Below are 14,039 nucleotides of genomic sequence, written 5' to 3' on the forward strand. Positions count from 1 at the left end.
GCAGCAAGAGAGTCTGACAGCGGTTTTTTCAGTACCGCCAACTGGTCAGTTTGATTCACGCAAGTCCTCCGTTTTTTTATTCTACCCCGCACCTGGAGATTTTACCGAAGCACTATTTTTGCCAGTTGTAAAAAATTCCACATGATGCGCCGCGCGGTGGTTGTAAATGAGAATCATTTCTATTAAAATGCCCGCCAGTAGTTATTTTGCAATGCGTGCTTCAACCCGAAAGGCCATGCCCATGAGATTCCCCCTGTCCCTCGCCGCCGTCCTGCCCGCCTGCGTACTGGCCCTGAGCGCTTGCAGCAGCGTCGCACCCGTCACCGGTGCCGGCGCCACCGCGGTTGCGCCTGCCGTTGCGCAAGACGTGCGCCAGCTGGGCGAGATCGTTGACCTGCGCAGCGGCAAGCGCGTGACTGCCGAGCAATTGCTGGCCCAGCTGGCCGCCGCGCCGCGTGTCATCGTGGGCGAGCAGCATGACCAGCTCAGCCATCACCAGATCGAGCAATGGCTGTTGCAGCAGTTGCAGGGCCAGCGTCCGCAAGGCAGCGTGTTGCTGGAAATGCTGAACCCGGACCAGCAAGCCAAGGTGGACAAGGTCAAGCCGTGGCTGCAGACGGACCCCGTCGTGCGCCCCGAACACGTGGCCGAGCTGGTGGCCTGGCAGCCGAACTGGAAGTGGGCGCAATATGGCGACCTGGTCATGACCGTGATGCGCGCGCCGTATCCCGTCTGGTCGGCCAACCTGGACCGCAGCGAGATCAAGCAAATGTTTATCGAGAAGCCGGCCGTGCAGGGCAAGCATTCGAACCTGGCCAACGATGGCAAGGTGCATGACAAATTGAAAGACATCATCCGCGTCATGCACGACAACCAGATCGACGAACCGCGCCTGGCCGCCATGCTGTCGGTGCAGCAGCAGCGCGACCGCCGCATGGCCGAGCGCCTGCTGGCCGCACCCACGCCTGCCGTGCTGATCGCCGGCGCCTACCATGCACACAAGGACCTGGGCGTGCCGCTGCACGTACAGGACTTGACGGGCGGCCCCGCGCCGCTGGTGCTGGTCCTGGCGCAGCAGGGCGCGGCCGTCCAGGCGCCGCAGGCCGATTTCGTCTGGTTCACGCCGGTTGTTGCGCCCGCCGTCGCCAGCGCCAAGTAAACCGTTTTACCTCCGCCGGGCGTTCAGCCCGGCATTCTCCCCCAGCAAGCTTCTTCGCAGCAGCCAGGTAGTTCGTCCGATTTTTTTGCATGCGCGTGCGCGCCGTTGGCGCAGCCATGCCTGTTACCTGTTGAAGCTTCCATGCGTATCTCCTGTCTCAAAGCCGCTACCTGCGGCGTCGTTCTTTCCGTGTTGCATGCCAAGGCGCAAGCGTCCACCTTGCCGCACGACATGTCGCCGCTGGGCATGTTTTTCGCTGCCGACCAGGTCGTCAAAAGCGTACTCATCGGCTTGCTGGTCGCCGCGCTGGCCACCTGGGTGGTCTTGCTGGTGAAGGGCGCCAGTTTGCTGCAAGCCCGGCGCACGGCGGCGCAAGCCGTCGCCGTGCTGAAGACGGCGACTTCTTTGCCGGACGCGGCAGCAAAGAGCGGGGCGTCCGTGCTGGCGCAACAGCTGCTCGGCGACGTGCAGCAGGAACTGACTCTGTCGCACGCCAGCGCGCCGGCGGCGGCCCTGAAGGAGCGGGCCGGCTTTCGCCAGGAACAGTTCATTGCGCAGCAGGTACGCGCCATGACGCAAGGCATCGGCCTGCTCGCCAGCATCGGCGCCGTGGCGCCGTTCGTCGGCCTGTTCGGCACCGTGTGGGGCATCATGAACAGTTTCATCGGCATCGCCGTCAGCCAGAGCACGAATTTGGCGACAGTCGCGCCCGGCATTGCGGAAGCCTTGCTGGCCACCGCCCTGGGCCTGGTGGCGGCGATTCCCGCCGTCGTCATCTACAACGTCTTGAGCCGGGGCATCAACCAGTACAAGGCGCAGCTGCGCGCCGCTTCCGCACAAGTGCTGCTGATGCTGAGCCGCGACCTCGACGCGCGCAAGCAGGCCTGAGCCATGGCTTCCCTGTTCCCTACGCCGGATGACGACACGGCCGACATGCCGGAACTCTGCGAGATCAATGTCACCCCCTTCATCGACGTGATGCTGGTGCTGTTGATCATCTTCATGGTGGTCTCGCCATTGGCCACCGTCGACCTGAAAATCGACTTGCCGGCCGCCACGGCCAAGCCGGAACCGCGCCCCGACAAGCCCCTGTTCGTTTTCCTGAAAGCGGACCACAGCCTGTACTTGGGCGAGGCACCCGTGGCGCGCGAGCAATTGGGCAGCCTGCTCGACGCGCAGACGGGCGGTGACCGCCAGCGCACCCTGTTTTTCCAGGCCGACAAGCAAGCGGCGTATGAAGACGTGCTGGGCGTGATGGATGCCCTGCGCCAGGCCGGCTACCTGAAAGTGGGCCTGGTGGGCCGGGAGGGCGGGTGAATCCGCGTCCGATATTGAGCTGGGGCATCGCCACGTCGCTGGTAGTGGCCGCCGTGCTGGCGCTGCTGCTGTGGGCCGGCTGGCGGCCCGTCAGCGTGGCGCCCGCCAATCCGGCCGCCAGCGTGATGGTGGTGTTTGCCGCGCAAGCGATGTCGCCGGAAACACGGCAAGCGGCAGCGGCAGGGGCGCGCCACTCGGCGGCGTCCAGTGCCGCCCAACCCAAAAAGAGCACGGCCAGGCAAGAGGCGCTTCCCGTGCTGGCGCGCGCCGCCGCGCCGGAGATTGTCGCCGCTGAAAAAGAGGAAAAGACAACGCCCAGCCCGTCAACAGATTCTGGCAAGGATGCCGCGAAGGAAGCGTCCGTGCCCGCGCAAGCGAGCAGCAGCGCCACGCCGGCGCCGGCCGCCGTGCGCGGTCCGCAGGCGGCGCCATTCGATAGCGATACGCCGTCGACCAATGCCGCGCCCGTCAGCTGGCAAAGCCGCGTGCTGGGCCATCTGGCCCATTTCAAGCGCTATCCGGGCGACGCGCGCCAGCGCAAGCGGGCCGGCGCCGCCTGGGTACGTTTCCAGGTGGACCGCGACGGCAAGCTGCTGGCCAGCGAACTGGTCACCTCATCGGGCACGGTGCTGCTCGACCGCGAAGCGCTGCAAGTGCTGCAGCGCGCGCAGCCGCTGCCGGCGCCGCCCGACAACGTCCTGCACCAGGGCACGGTGACAGTGACCTTGCCCGTGTCGTTCAAGCTCGACGCCGAGAGCGGCCACGGCGCCAGCTGAATTTTCAATCACATAAGAAATCGAGGGTGTATGCATATCAAGACAATGACGCAGGCCGTGGGCATCTGCATGGCTTTGCTCGCGCAGCAGGGATGGGCGCAACAGGCACAAGAAAGTGGCAAGGTCGTGTTTTCGCCGCTGAACGTATCGGGCGAGGCTGTGTCGGCGGAACAGCAGGCGCTGGAAAAACCGGGCGCCGTCAGTGCGCGCGGCGCTGATACGCGCTTGCAGCCGGTCGACCAGATACTGCGCGGTATGCCGGGCACGTTTACCCAGATCGATCCGGCGCAGGGCGCCGTCAGCGTCAACATCCGCGGCCTGTCCGGCTTTGGCCGGGTCAACACCATGGTCGATGGCGTGACGCAGAATTACTATGGCAGCGCACCGTCGGAAGTGGCGCATGGTAGCGTGCCAAGCAGCCAGTTCGGCGCCCTGATCGACCCGAATTTCATCATCGGCGTGGACGTGTCGCGCGGTAATGTCGTCGGTGGCGACGGCGTCAATGCGCTGGGCGGCAGCGCCAACTTCCGCACCATCGGCGTCGATGACGTGGTGTTTGCGGGCGAGAAGGTGGGCGCGCGCACGAAAATGTCCGCTGGCAATAACGGCGTGGGACGCAGCGCCATGCTGGCCGTGGCCATGAAAAACCCCGCCTTCGATGGCGGCAGCGTCGGTTTCATGGCGGCCACGAGCGCGAGCGTGATCGGCAACAACTACAAGAACGGCAAGGGCATGGATAGCGAGCAATTCGGCTTCGGCTACAACCGTTTCTATCAACAAAAGCCGAAGTCGCAATTGCTCAAGCTGGACCTCAAACTGAGCGACTTCCATGTGCTGGAACTGTCGGCGCGCGATTACCGCAATACGTTTACGCGCCGCGATATCCAGAGCGATGATTACTATGTGAAATATCACTACACGCCGTTTTCGGAATTGATCGATCTGAGTGTGACGGCCAGCAGCAGCCGTGGCAAGCAGAAATACATGCCGGAAGCCTTGATCAATTTCGTCAACACGAGCACGGCCAACCGCGCCGACGCCTTTGACATCAACAACACGAGCAGCTTCAAGCTGGCGGGCGGCGATGCGCTGGTGACCGTGGGCGGCAAGCTGATGCGCAATCAATACAGCAAGCACGTGGAAAGCCTCGTCGACGATCCCGACAATCCGGACGCGAACCGGCAATCGATTGAAAACAATACCTTTGGCCCGGTCGGCAAGCAAAAGATCGACAGCCTGTATGCGGGCCTGCAATACAACCGCGGCATCTATCAGGTCAATGCCGGGCTCAATTACACGCGTTTTGAATTGACGGGCTACAAGCCGGCCTGTGACGAGCGCGTGAAATGCTTCCCGCAAGGGGAGGCGAATATCGCGCTGAAGGAACACGGGATCAATCCTTCGCTGCTCGTTTCCGCGCAGGTCACGCCATGGTTCCAGCCGTTTGCCAGCGCCGAGCGCACCATGCGCGGGCCGAATCCGCAGGAAGTGTTTTTTTCGAATGACGGCGGCGCGTCGATGAACCCGTTTTTGAAGGGCGAGAAAGCGACGACCTATCAGCTGGGCTTCAATTCCAGCCTGCACGGTTTGCTGAGCGCCAACGATGCGCTGAACTTCAAGGCGCTGTATTTCAAGAGCAAGATCGACGGCTATATCACCAGCCAGTCCTTCCTCGTCTGTGACAACGGGCGCAAGTGCAATATCTCGGAAGTGATCGCCACGGACTGGGAGACTGTCGACGAATACGTGACCAATATGTATATCTACATCAACTCGGCCACGCCCGTACGCACGCGCGGCTGGGAACTGGAAGCCCAGTATCAGCTGGGCCCGGCTTTTGCGCGGCTGTCGTACACGCGTGAAAAGACCAGCCAGCCCACCTCGATCGCCAGCGCGTGGTTTGGCGCGTCCGACATCAGCGAGCTGCCCAGCACCTACTACAACCTCGACGTGGGCACGCGCTTGCTGGACAATAAAATGGAGGTGGGCGCCATCATCAAGCACACGGGATCGAACCGCCGCCTGTCGCCGGACAATGAAGCCGATGCGGTGACGGGGGAAGTGGCGAAGGTGGACAATCCGAAGATCCCGGCCGTGATCGATTTGTATGCGAGCTGGCAAGTGACGAAAAACCTGTTCCTGCGCCTGTCGGTGCAGAACGCCATGGACAAGAATTATTCGGAAGCGCTGAACCGGCTGAACTCGATGCCGTCGCAGTCACAGGACAACACGCCGATGAGTACGGCGCGGGGCAGGACGTATGTGGCGGGGCTGGAGTGCCGGTTTTAAATAAACCCCGGTACCCGGTACAAGCACCGGGGTCGTTTCCTTCGGAATCGGAATCCGGCCCATTGGGCCGGATTCCCCCTGCAGGGTACGACCCCAGCTCTTCGTTTTGGGTTAATTAATACTCGCTTAATACTCGCGCGGCGTCGTTCCATAATAGCTATGGATCGACGTCGCCCAGGCTTGGTCCGCCATGTTCGGCCAGTTATCGGTGTCGAAGCCGGGTGCGTTTTCGATGCGTTCCTTGTCGACGTTGAGGGTGAAGCGCTTGTTGACGGTGTCGAGCAGCAGCGCTTCCCACGGCACGGCGAACAGTTTTTCGCCGATGGTGAACACGCCACCGTGCGACATGACGGCGTAGGCGATTTTGCCGCTGCGCATGTCGATCATGATTTCCTTGATTTCACCCAGATGTTCATCCTTGGCGTTGTGCACATGGTCGCCGATCAGGGTGTCTGCACCCATCAGTTCAGGGCCGGGACCTTTGTGGCCGCGGTTGACATACATGCCGTAGGCGTCGCGTTCTTCGTAGCTCATGATGGACCTCCTGTTGAAAATGCCAGTGTGCCGCCAGGGTGCGGCAGGGTCTGTTCGCTCTCCCACATAAAGTATGGAATTGGAAATATTTCAGTTATTGCTAGCTTGCAATTTTGTTGTGCGTAGACAGCAGGAGGGGGAGGGATAGTCGGTATTTGGCGCAAATTTCCGCGCGCGGGAGGCGACGCAGGCGGGCTTTAGTGTATAATTTCAATTTCCCGCACGTGCCGTTCGGCACCATCTGCAATGACCAAATTTGTCTTCGTCACTGGTGGCGTTGTGTCTTCCCTTGGAAAAGGGATTGCCGCCGCCTCCCTCGCCGCGATCCTCGAATCGCGCGGCCTTAAAGTCACCATGCTCAAGCTCGACCCGTATATCAACGTCGATCCTGGCACGATGAGCCCTATGCAACACGGTGAAGTATTCGTCACCGACGACGGGGCCGAAACCGACCTCGACCTCGGTCACTACGAGCGCTTCATTTCCACCCGCATGAAAAAGGTGAATAACTTCACCACTGGCCAGATCTATGAATCGGTGATCCGCAAGGAACGCCGGGGCGAATATCTGGGCAAGACCGTGCAGGTGATTCCGCATATCACCAATGAAATCCAGGATTACATCCGCCGTGGCGCCGAAGGCTACGACGTGGCCCTGTGCGAAATCGGCGGCACCGTCGGCGATATCGAATCGTTGCCATTCCTGGAAGCGGCGCGTCAGCTGAGCCTGCGCGCCGGCCGCAAGAACACGGCCTTCGTCCACCTGACCTTGGTGCCTTACATCGCCTCGGCCGGTGAACTGAAGACCAAGCCGACCCAGCACTCGGTGCAAAAGCTGCGCGAAATCGGCATCTTGCCAAACGCGCTGCTGTGCCGCGCCGACCGCGCCATCCCGGAAGACGAGCGCGCGAAAATCTCGCTGTTCTCGAACATCGAGGAAGACGCCGTCATTTCCGTGTGGGATGTCGACACCATCTACAAAGTGCCGCAAATGCTGCACGACCAGGGTCTCGACAAGATCATCTGCGATGCGCTGGACCTCGATCCCGCACCGGCCGACCTGTCGATCTGGAGCAAGCTGATCTACACGATGGAACACCCGAAGGCGGAAGTGACCGTCGGCATGGTCGGTAAGTATGTCGAGCTGACCGAGTCGTACAAGTCGCTGATCGAAGCGCTGCGCCACGCCGGCATCCACACGGAAAGCCGCGTCAACATCGAGTACATCGATTCGGAAGAAATCGAAACGACCGGCTGCGACGGCCTGGGCAAGTACGATGCCATCCTGGTACCGGGCGGCTTCGGCAAGCGCGGCGTGGAAGGCAAGATCAAGGCGGCCCAGTTCGCCCGTGAAAACAAGATCCCTTACCTGGGCATCTGCCTGGGCATGCAAGTGGCTCTGATCGAATACGCGCGCAACAAGGCAGACATGCCGAACGCGAATTCGACCGAGTTCGACCTTGATACGGATCAACCTGTCGTTGCACTGATCAATGAGTGGCAAAACCACGATGGTAAAGTCGAGTTGCGCGATGAAAACTCGGACCTAGGCGGTACCATGCGCCTGGGCGCGCAGACCTGCGCCGTCAATCCGGGCACCCTCGCCGCCGAGATCTACGGCAGCGTGGTGACCGAGCGTCACCGTCATCGCTACGAAGCCAATAATCACTACCTGGCCCGTGTCGAAGCGGCTGGCCTGATCGTTTCGGCCCGTACGCCGAGCGAAGATTTGTGCGAAATCATGGAATTGCCACGCACGGGTGAAAATGCCCACCCATGGTATATGGGCGTGCAATACCATCCCGAGTTCAAGTCGACGCCACGCACCGGCCATCCGTTGTTTACCTCGTTCATCAAGGCAGCGCTGGCGCACAAAGAAGCCAACGCCGTCGCTGAATAACGCCGGTCGATCGCGACAGTATTACCCGTAAGACAGCTCCCGGCCTGATGGTTCCCGCCGGGAGTTTCTTTGCCCCCTTTGTGCAATTGCGCATCAGAACGCAGTGTGCAGCCCCTGTTACGCTTAACTTTGGAGAATGACATGAGTGCTATTGTTGATATTATCGGTCGCGAAATCCTGGACTCGCGCGGTAACCCGACCGTCGAATGCGATGTGTTGCTGGAATCGGGCGTGATGGGCCGTGCGGCCGTACCGTCGGGTGCCTCGACCGGTTCGCGCGAAGCCGTGGAATTGCGCGATGGCGATGCCAAGCGCTACTTCGGCAAGGGCGTGTTGCAAGCATGCGAAAACATCAATACCGAAATCTCCGAAGCCATCATGGGCCTGGACGCCAATGAACAGGCTTTCCTCGACCGTACCCTGATCGACCTGGACGGCACGGAAAACAAATCGCGCCTGGGCGCCAACGCCATCCTGGCCGTCTCCATGGCTGTCGCCAAGGCTGCCGCCGAAGAAGCGGGCTTGCCGCTGTACCGCTATTTCGGCGGTTCGGGCGCCATGCAGATGCCAGTGCCGATGATGAACGTCATCAATGGCGGCGCACACGCCGACAACAACCTGGACATCCAGGAATTCATGATCATTCCCGTGGGCGCCCCGTCGTTCAAGGAAGCCGTCCGCTACGGCGCGGAAGTGTTCCACACGCTGAAAAAGATCCTGCACAAGAAGGGCCTGAACACCAACGTGGGCGACGAAGGCGGTTTCGCGCCATCCTTGGCCAACCATGAAGAAGCCATCAAGCTGATCATCCAGGCCATCGAAGAAGCGGGCTACGAGCCAGGCACGCAGATCGCCATCGGCCTCGATTGCGCCGCGTCCGAGTTCTACAAGAACGGCAAGTACGAAATGGAAGGCGAAGGCCTGAGCCTGACGGCCACCGAGTTCACCAACCTGCTGGCGACCTGGTGCGACAAGTACCCGATCATCTCGATCGAAGACGCGATGCACGAAGGCGACTGGGACGGCTGGGCGATCCTGACGGCGGAACTGGGCAAGAAAGTGCAACTGGTCGGCGACGATCTGTATGTCACCAACACCAAGATCCTGAAAGAAGGCATCTCGAAAGGCATCGCCAACTCGATCCTGATCAAGATCAACCAGATCGGCACCCTGACGGAAACCTTCGCCGCCATCGAAATGGCCAAGCGCGCCGGCTACACGGCCGTCATTTCGCACCGCTCGGGCGAAACCGAAGACTCGACCATCGCCGATATCGCCGTTGCCACGAACGCCCTGCAGATCAAGACCGGCTCGATGTCGCGCTCGGACCGCATGGCCAAGTACAACCAGCTGCTGCGTATCGAGGAAGACCTGGGCGACATCGCCAGCTACCCTGGCCGCGATGCGTTCTATAATCTGAAGTAAGCTGATGTAAAACCCACTGGCCGGCCGGAGATATCCGGCCGGTTTGTTAACCGACTACCCCATGCGCCTGATTACGCTCGCCCTGGCAGCCCTGCTGCTGCTGATCCAATTTCCCCTCTGGCTGGGTAAAGGCGGCTGGCTGCGCGTTGCCGACATGGAAGCCCAAGTGGCGGTGGCGAATAAAAAGAATGTGGAATTGAAGGCGCGAAACGCCAAGCTCGAATCCGAAGTGCGCGACCTGAAAGATGGTACGGGCGCCGTCGAGGAGCGTGCCCGCTATGAGCTGGGCATGGTCAAACAGAATGAGATTTTCGTGCAGATCGTGCGCAAGGGACAAACCCCGCCACTGCAGGAAACGCCGGTGGACGCTGCCGCGCCGCACTGAGTACTTCCCACTTGCCAGCCTGGACCGATTGCCAGGCTGACATATCACAGCTTTATTGCTACCTGGTACTTCTTACTTTCTACTGCTATGCACGACTGTCTTGCTGTTTGCTGATCAGAAACGGGCCTTGCCGGTCGAGATCAGGTAGAAATGGATGCCGGTAACGACGACGGCGACGGCGATCAGTGCGGTTTCGAGAATCATCATATAAAAATCCTTTCAGTATTTAGTTAGCCGCGCGAGGCCAAGAAACGCAACTCGGCTGCGAGGTTAGGCATCAGCTTTTCGTAGCGGTTCGCTTCCGAGTTCAGCAGGGCGAAATCGTGCTTGCTGGGGCGTACATAGCGCTCGTCGTCAGCGCTGGTCGTCGCGCTGGCGATGACTTCCTTCTGGGCCAGGTCGCTGTATGGCTTGGAAGCGAGCAGGGCGCCCAGGAAGGCGCGCGTGGCGCGGCCCAGGTTGCTGAAGTAGTTGTCGTTGTCGTTGCTGTAGGTGTTGGTAAAAGTGGACATATGCCCTCCATGAATGGTCTGTTGTTGCATTGCACAATAATGGAGTTGGCAATATATGTCTAATTCCAAATTCCAATTTCAGAAATTCAGGAAGCGAATAATAAGGGCGTAGCCGCCGGCCACGCCCTGAAAAAGAATTTGTTACGAAATGTTTATCCGGCGGCGATGCGTCCCAAACCCGGATCGTCGCTGAAAAAGCCGTCCAGTCCCGTCTCGATATAGCGCCGCATTTCCGCCACGGATCCCGCTTCGTTGCGCGCGTTTTCACCATTGCCATCGCGGAAGTCGGCCGCCAGGAAACGGTTTTCCGGACGGAAGGTCCACGTGTGCAGCAGCAAGCCCGCCTGGTGCGCATCGTCGACGATGGACGAGGGCTTGGCCAGGCGCTGGTCGGCGCCCAGTGGGATGATTGCTCGCGTTGGCGGCGCCACCACGTCCGCATAGGCGGCGATGTCGCGCAGGCCGGCCGGCGTCGTCATCTGCCCGAACGTCAGCTTGCCGCCCACCTTGGCCATGTCCATCGGGCGGATATCGCCGCCCACCACCAGTTGCATCAGGCGCACGTTGGCGCGCCGTCCCAGCTTCTCGCGTAGGTACTTCAGGTTCGCCACTTCGAAGGACTGGATTTCGATCGGTGCGCGGCGCGTGTACTCGTGCGCCAGCATGGTTGAGAGGAAACGGTCTTCCAGCGCCAGGCCCGCATCGCGGAAGTAGGTCGAGCTTTTCAGCTCGGGCACGAGGCCGATGATGCGGCCGCTGGCGGCTGATTGCGCTGCAACAAAATCGATGATTTCTTCCCACGTGGGGATCTGGAATTGTCCATCGTACAAGGTATTGCCGGTGCGTACTTTCGGCAGCCGTTCGATGGCGCGCAGGGTTTTCAATTCCGCCAGCGTAAAGTCATCGACGAACCAGCCTTCGTGCCATTCGCCGTCGACCATCTTCTTGCCGCGCCGGCTGGAAAATTCAGGACGGCGCGCCACGTCGGTGGTGTCGATCAGATTGCTTTCATGGCGCGCCACGAGGATGCCGTCGCGCGTGGCGACCAGGTCCGGCTCCACGTAGTCGGCGCCGTCGAGGATGGCCTTGGCGTACGACGCCAAGGTATGCTCGGGACGCAGGGCGCTGGCGCCCCGGTGGGCGAACACGAGCGGACGGGCAGGTGGCGGAGCCAGCAGGCCGGCCGCAAAGCCCGGCGCGGCGGCCAGCGCCAGGCCGCCAGCGGCCGCCCGGACGAAGCTGCGGCGCGAAAAATGCCGTTGCGGCAAGATTGGAGTGCGCATCAGAAGTCCGCCGTCAAGGTCAGGAAGCCCTGGCGCGGGGCGATCGGGAAGGTGTTGTACGTCTTGTCGGCCGCACCCACGACCACGTTCAGCGATCCCGCGCGGTTGGCCAGGTTGCTGACGTTGAGTCTCCAGCGCGGGTTCTTCAGCCAGCTGGCCATGGCCGGCAGCTTGCCCGACACGCCCAGGCCCATCAGGAAATAGCTGGGCACGGACAAATCGTTGGTGTACGTCGCGTAGCGCTTGCCCACATAGTCTCCCGTCAGCTGTACTTCGATATCGCCAAACGTCGCCGAGGCCACGAACTTGTTCAGCCACTCGGGCGAGCCGGGCACGTTCTTGCCAGCAGTCAAGACCAGCGCGGCGCCATTGTTGTAATTGTCCGCGTACTGCGAACGGTTGTACGACAGGGCATTGTAGAAAGAAAAATTGTTGCCGAAGTGAACGGTGCCGGCGATATCGATGCCGTCCGTGCGCACGCTGCCCACGTTGGCCAGCACGGGGTTGCCGCCGATGATAGAGGAAATCACGGGGGTCGGGCTGATCTGCAGCAAGCGGTTGCTGAAGTCGACGTGGTAGACGTTGACTTGCCCATCGATGGCCGTGATGGCGCCCAGGTTCAATGGATGGCTGCCGCGCACGCCCACTTCATAGGTGAGGGCCGTTTCCGGCTTGGCGTCACGCTTGAACAAATCAAAAGCGGCCTGGCTCGACAAGCTCCACGGCGAGGCGCCGCCACCGCCATAGGTGACGAACTGGCGCATGTTTTTCTGGATATTGAAATACAGCTGGTCTTGCGGCGTGACATCCCAGCGCGCGCCCACTTGCGGCAGGAACCATTTTTTCGTGTTGATGGTGCCGACCGGCAAGGCCGTCGAACCACCGGCGATGGCGCCCTTGGCCGGCTGTACGGGGAATTGGCCATCGGCAAACTGCAGGCTGGACTTGAAGCCGGCTTGCAGGGCGATATCGGGGCGGATGCGCCATTCATCCTGCAAGTGCAGCTGCACCACCTTGTTGTCGATCTCGCTGCCGTATTGCGTGATCAAGGGATTGCTCGGGCGGTCGTACGGCGAGGTCGGGTTGTTGACGTCGAGCGCATACCAGCGGCGGTAGGCGGACGAGCGGTTCTGTTCCAGCCACAGGCCCGCTTCGAGCTGGTGATTGCCGATTTCCTTGCGCAGGGTGGAAATGAAGCCGCCGCGCTTGATGTCGTATTCCGTCGTGCGCACGGCGTAGCCCGAGTTGCCGAAGACTTCCTTCAGGTTCTGCTTCGGATAGTACACGCTGAACAGGCCCGGCAAGCCGGCCACGCCGATGGGGCCGGCCACCACGCCCGCGCCGTCATCCTTGTGGTAATACACCTGGTTGGACCAGGTCATGCCTTCGGACAAGTTGGCGTCGAACTTGGCGTAGGCCAGGTAATCGGTGCGCTGCGCATCGCTGTAGTAATTGCGGTAATTGTTGCCGTCCGCGGCGGGCGTCGCGCCCGTCGGCGACAGGTAATTGAGGGCCGCCTTGAAGTCCGGATACAGGAAGGGGCGCGTGTACGGCGCGCTCGTTTCGCCGGCCACGTGCACGGTGCTGTCTTCATTCGGCTCGATCTTGTCCGAGTAATTGAAGAACAGGGTCAGCTTGCCCGCGTCGCTGCGGTTGACGTATTTGGCGTTGAACTGGTCGCCGCCCTGGCGCGCATCGAAGTCCCAGGCCCGCGCTTCGTGGTGCAGAATGGAAAAGTAGGCGCTGCTGCCGTCGCCGAAGGCGCCCGTGTCGTAGCGGGCAAACGTGCGCGAGGTGCGGTGGCTGCCCACCGTTTGCTGCACGCTGGCGCCCTGCGTGGCCAGCGGGTCGCTGGAATAGGTTTCGATGGTGCCGCCTAGGTTGCTGGTCGAGGCCGTGGCCAGGTCGCCCGCACCCGACGACAGCACGACGCTGCGCACGTTTTCGCTGATGACGGCACGCTGCGGCGACAGGCCGTTGTAGTTGCCGTACTGCTGGTCACCCAGCGGCACGCCATCCATGGTGTAGCCCAGTTGCTGGCCCGAAAAACCATGCACGAACAGTGACAGGTTCTGTTCGTTGTTGCCCCACGGGTCGGCCGTCTGGAAGCTGACGCCCGGCAAGGTCTGCAAGGCTTTCAGGGGATTCGTGCCGGGCAGGATCTTCTGGATTTCATTCTTGCTCAGGGCGACGGAAGAGCGCGTCTTGCGCGAGGAAATCTCCACGGTGGCCATCGGTGCGCCGTCATCAGCGGCGGCGGCCATGTCGGTAGTGGCCGAAGCCACGGCGGCGGCGACGGCCGTTTGCGCCAGGGCAGGCAAACTCAAGCCTGCGGCGCAAGCGCCCAGCAACACGTGGAAGGAATGGCGGCGCAGGGCCAGCGTCAAGTGGGTGTTCATCATCAGCCTGTGGAAAGTATTGGGAGGAATACAAGCTGCGCAGCGTAACGGCGGCGCGTGA

12 protein-coding genes are annotated in these 14,039 nt (G+C 61.3%); 8 read left to right on the top strand and 4 right to left on the bottom strand.

Annotation, left to right across the window (positions count from 1 at the left end):
* Positions 1-241 precede the first annotated feature (241 nt).
* The 5 genes from JAB6_RS15255 (at position 242) to JAB6_RS15275 (ending at position 5,541) form a co-directional block, all read left to right on the top strand.
* Positions 242-1,159 (top strand): ChaN family lipoprotein, encoded by a 918-nt coding sequence (locus JAB6_RS15255; RefSeq protein WP_070303500.1) that lies wholly within the window; start codon positions 242-244, stop codon positions 1,157-1,159.
* 141 nt (positions 1,160-1,300) lie between these two features.
* The gene (gene exbB / locus JAB6_RS15260; RefSeq protein WP_070303501.1) at positions 1,301-2,047 is read left to right on the top strand and encodes a tonB-system energizer ExbB; all 747 of its coding nucleotides are present in this window, start codon (positions 1,301-1,303) and stop codon (positions 2,045-2,047) included.
* 3 nt (positions 2,048-2,050) lie between these two features.
* The gene (gene exbD, locus JAB6_RS15265) at positions 2,051-2,476 is read left to right on the top strand and encodes a TonB system transport protein ExbD (protein ID WP_070303502.1); all 426 of its coding nucleotides are present in this window, start codon (positions 2,051-2,053) and stop codon (positions 2,474-2,476) included.
* Positions 2,473-3,252 (top strand): energy transducer TonB, encoded by a 780-nt coding sequence (locus JAB6_RS15270; protein WP_083292743.1) that lies wholly within the window; start codon positions 2,473-2,475, stop codon positions 3,250-3,252. The genes exbD and JAB6_RS15270 overlap by 4 nt, the downstream gene beginning before the upstream one ends.
* A gap of 30 nt (positions 3,253-3,282) precedes the next feature.
* On the top strand, positions 3,283-5,541 hold the full coding sequence (locus tag JAB6_RS15275; protein ID WP_070303503.1) for a TonB-dependent receptor: 2,259 nt from the start codon (positions 3,283-3,285) through the stop codon (positions 5,539-5,541).
* Positions 5,542-5,667: 126 nt separating this feature from the next.
* Here JAB6_RS15275 and JAB6_RS15280 read toward each other — a convergent pair whose 3' ends face one another.
* Positions 5,668-6,075, bottom strand: coding sequence for a PRC-barrel domain-containing protein (locus tag JAB6_RS15280; RefSeq protein ID WP_034750714.1), 408 nt, complete (start codon positions 6,073-6,075; stop codon positions 5,668-5,670).
* Positions 6,076-6,321: 246 nt separating this feature from the next.
* Between JAB6_RS15280 and JAB6_RS15285 the strand changes: the two genes are divergently transcribed.
* The 3 genes from JAB6_RS15285 to ftsB all read left to right on the top strand — a co-directional run bounded on the left by JAB6_RS15285 (position 6,322) and on the right by ftsB (position 9,784).
* Positions 6,322-7,974 (top strand): CTP synthase, encoded by a 1,653-nt coding sequence (locus tag JAB6_RS15285; protein WP_070303504.1) that lies wholly within the window; start codon positions 6,322-6,324, stop codon positions 7,972-7,974.
* Positions 7,975-8,115: 141 nt separating this feature from the next.
* Positions 8,116-9,399, top strand: a complete 1,284-nt coding sequence (eno, locus tag JAB6_RS15290; protein ID WP_034750709.1) for a phosphopyruvate hydratase — start codon at positions 8,116-8,118, stop codon at positions 9,397-9,399.
* A gap of 61 nt (positions 9,400-9,460) precedes the next feature.
* Entirely contained in the window at positions 9,461-9,784 is a 324-nt protein-coding gene (gene ftsB / locus JAB6_RS15295; RefSeq protein ID WP_034750706.1) for a cell division protein FtsB, read from the top strand.
* Positions 9,785-10,014: 230 nt separating this feature from the next.
* Here the strand turns inward: ftsB and JAB6_RS15300 are convergent, their stop codons facing one another.
* The 3 genes from JAB6_RS15300 to JAB6_RS15310 form a co-directional block, all read right to left on the bottom strand.
* On the bottom strand, positions 10,015-10,296 hold the full coding sequence (locus JAB6_RS15300) for a hypothetical protein (protein WP_070303505.1): 282 nt from the start codon (positions 10,294-10,296) through the stop codon (positions 10,015-10,017).
* A 152-nt stretch (positions 10,297-10,448) separates the two neighbouring features.
* Positions 10,449-11,579 (bottom strand): glycerophosphodiester phosphodiesterase, encoded by a 1,131-nt coding sequence (locus JAB6_RS15305; protein ID WP_070303506.1) that lies wholly within the window; start codon positions 11,577-11,579, stop codon positions 10,449-10,451.
* The gene (locus JAB6_RS15310; RefSeq protein ID WP_254671642.1) at positions 11,579-13,981 is read right to left on the bottom strand and encodes a TonB-dependent receptor; all 2,403 of its coding nucleotides are present in this window, start codon (positions 13,979-13,981) and stop codon (positions 11,579-11,581) included. The genes JAB6_RS15305 and JAB6_RS15310 overlap by 1 nt, the downstream gene beginning before the upstream one ends.
* Positions 13,982-14,039 lie beyond the last annotated feature (58 nt).

This window comes from Janthinobacterium sp. HH104, from assembly GCF_001758715.1.
GTDB lineage: Bacteria > Pseudomonadota > Gammaproteobacteria > Burkholderiales > Burkholderiaceae_D > Janthinobacterium > Janthinobacterium aestuarii.